The sequence below is a fragment of the Bacillota bacterium genome (genome assembly GCA_040754675.1).
Lineage (GTDB): Bacteria > Bacillota > Limnochordia > Limnochordales > Geochordaceae > Geochorda.
The window spans coordinates 1-2,665 of record JBFMCJ010000547.1 but is presented as its reverse complement, the minus strand read 5'-3'; the positions used below and the strand labels follow the sequence as shown (position 1 = coordinate 2,665).

General features: G+C 70.1%; 4 protein-coding genes. 2 read left to right on the top strand and 2 right to left on the bottom strand.

The window, feature by feature from the left end; genetic code table 11:
* Both AB1609_20590 and AB1609_20585 read right to left on the bottom strand, forming a co-directional pair.
* Positions 1–659 (bottom strand): ROK family protein (locus tag AB1609_20590; GenBank protein MEW6048842.1); only part of this gene is annotated, 659 nt, incomplete at its 3' end.
* A 43-nt stretch (positions 660–702) separates the two neighbouring features.
* Positions 703–1,836, bottom strand: coding sequence for a bifunctional phosphoglucose/phosphomannose isomerase (locus AB1609_20585; protein MEW6048841.1), 1,134 nt, complete (start codon positions 1,834–1,836; stop codon positions 703–705).
* A gap of 196 nt (positions 1,837–2,032) precedes the next feature.
* Here AB1609_20585 and AB1609_20580 point away from each other — a divergent pair, with 196 nt between their 5' ends.
* Together AB1609_20580 and AB1609_20575 are read left to right on the top strand one after the other, a co-directional pair.
* Entirely contained in the window at positions 2,033–2,248 is a 216-nt protein-coding gene (locus AB1609_20580) for a hypothetical protein (GenBank protein MEW6048840.1), read from the top strand.
* Positions 2,245–2,523: a type II toxin-antitoxin system RelE/ParE family toxin gene (locus AB1609_20575; GenBank protein ID MEW6048839.1), complete on the top strand. Its 279-nt coding sequence runs from the start codon at positions 2,245–2,247 to the stop codon at positions 2,521–2,523. Before AB1609_20580 ends, AB1609_20575 begins: the two co-directional genes overlap by 4 nt.
* Positions 2,524–2,665: the final 142 nt, after the last annotated feature.

The window sequence follows — 2,665 nt, the reverse complement described above, 5'->3', positions numbered from 1 at the left end:
CCCGGCCGGGGGTCGGCTTCATCCGGCACCTGTCCCTCGCGCCAGCCGGCTGCCTGCAGCGCCTCAGCGGCCCGCCGGGCGATGGCCGTCCCGGACGCCATGGCCTCCAGGCACCCACGCCGGCCGCATCCGCAAAGCGGCCCGTTCTCCACGACGGCCACGGTGTGCCCGATCTCCCCGGCCGCCCAGTGGGCGCCCCCGTAGATGCGCCCCTCGATGACGATCCCGCCGCCGATGCCCGTGCTGACCGTGACGTAGATGAAGGAGCGGGTCCCCCGGCCCGCTCCCGCCCACCACTCGCCGAGGGCGGCCGCGTTGGCATCGTTCTCCAGATAAACGGGAGCCCCCAGGGCCTCGCGCATCGGCGCCGTCACGTTGACGTTGCGCCAGTGCAGGTTGGGGGCTTCCGTCACCACGCCCCGCACCGGGTCGAGCGGGCCGGGGCAGGCCACGCTGACGGCCTGCAGCTCCTCCGGCCGGACGCCCGCCGCCCGGCACACCTCCCTCACCGACCCGATCATGCGATCCATGACCGCTGCCGGCCCCTCTTCCGGCCGGGTGAGCAGCTCCACCCGGTGGAGCACTCGCCCGCCCTCGTCCACCAGTCCGGCGGCGATCTTGGTCCCGCCCAGGTCTACCCCTGCCACGAAAGCTGCCACGTCTCTGCCTCCCGGGTGAGCTGCCCGCGCTTTGCGCCCCGTGCTAGCGCATGGTGGCGAGCTCCGCCTTCAGCCGGTCGATGAAGCGCACCGGCGTCGGGTCGACGCCCTTGGCGATGGCCAGGTAGTAGCTCACGTAGTCGCCCAGGTGCAGCAGCGCCACCGCCCGCGCCAGGTGCCCCTCGCCGTTGCCCGTGTGCTCCACCAGGCCCGAAGCCCGCCCCTCGAGAATGCGCCGGGTCGCCTCGAAGCGGCGCTGCATCCGCGGCGACTCGTCGCCGATCCGCAGCATCACCAGCCTCAGCTGCCGCGCCACCGCCGGCGGCGGCGCCTCCCATCCGACCACCTCGTTGTGGTCGAGTTCGGGAAGGCTGGTCCAGTAAGCGGGGTGCTTGCTGTTTTCATTGAACTGGGTCTTCCACCGGTACGCCACCGCGCCTCCGATGCCCGAACTCCCGAACAGGATGGGCACCCGGTCAACCAGTTCGACGGCCTCCTGCTTCGCCGGGTTTTCCCGGATGGTCCGGCGCATCGAGCAGCGTTCCCGCACCTCTTGCACTGCCCGGATCGTCTGATCCATCGCCTGCTGCATCTCCGGCAGCAGCCCCGCAGCCTCCATCACGCCGATGGCCGCAAACAGGGAGTACCCGAGCGCGGCCCGCGGCGGAAGGCCCGACGGGATACGGGCCGTGGGCCATCCCTTCCGGGCTGCCACGTCTCCCAGCCGCCCGCCGCTCGTGAGGGCCACGATGCGGGCGCCTGCCTGGGCGGCCTCATCCTGGGCGGCCAGTGTCTCCTCGGTGTTGCCGGAGTAGCTCGATGCGATGAACAGCGTCCTGTCGTCCACGTAGGCGGGAATGCGGTAGTCCCGTACCACTTCGACGGGCACCGGCGACAGGTCGGCCGCGACCCCCTTCAGAAGGTCTCCGCCGATCGCCGAGCCTCCCATGCCCGCCAGCACCACGGCACGGAACCCACCCTGCGGGGCGTTCGGGGCTGCCCGCCTCCCCGCGTCGTAGCCCGCCAGAACCTGGTCGGCCAGCCCTTCGATCAGGCGCAGCATGCCGTAGGGATCCAGCCGCGCCACGCCTGCCGGGTCGTCCAGACGCTGCCGGATCGCCTCGAGGGCCGCTCCGGAGAGGCTTGAGGCCTCCCCCGCCCCTCTTGAATGAGACACCTGGCGCACCTCCCTGCACGAAGGGGATCATACCACGCCACCCGGCCCCGACCAAGGGCCGCTGCGGTTGGGGAGATTTGACTAAACCGTCGTCTGGGCCTACGGTTATGTCGCGGGGCGCACGCCCGGAGAAGACGCGGGTACCCAACCATCACGTGCAGCCCCAGTAGACCGGGCTGTGAAGGGGCAGGGAGCAGTGGCCACTACCAAGGAGACCCTACGGGAGTTGGTCGAGAGGCTGACCGACGAGCAGGCGCAGGAAGTGCTCGACTACACACGGTGGCTCCTCACCGAGGGGGAAGGCGAGGAGTTCTCGGCTAGCGACCTAGCCGCCGTGCGCCGGGGCCTGGCTGATATTCAAGCTGGCCGGCTGCGCCCCTGGGAAGAGGTGCGCCGGGAGCTCGAATCGTGAGCCGCTGGCGGGTCGAGGTCTCGCGTGAGGCTGAGAAGGCCTTGAAGCGTCAAGACCGGCTGCAGCGGATGAGGCTACGTGAGGCCATTGATGGTCTGCAGGATAACCCATATCCAGGCCCCGGGCGCGACGTGGACCCGGTGAGAGGAGTGCCTGGCCTGTGGCGACTGCGAGTGGGCGATTTCCGGGTGCTATTCACAGTGGACAAGGCCCGGAGAGTGGTCTATATCATCGCCGTGCGGCCTCGCGGACAGGCCTACCGGAATCTGAACTGAGCACTCACGGAGCGGGCCCGGGTGAGCAAGACCGGGGGTCTCCGCTCCGGCGGTGGACCGGGTACCTGCGCACAGGTGAAACGACGGAACAGGTCGTGAACGAACTCCGTGGCCGGGAAGGGGTTTCCGAGTCGTGAATGGC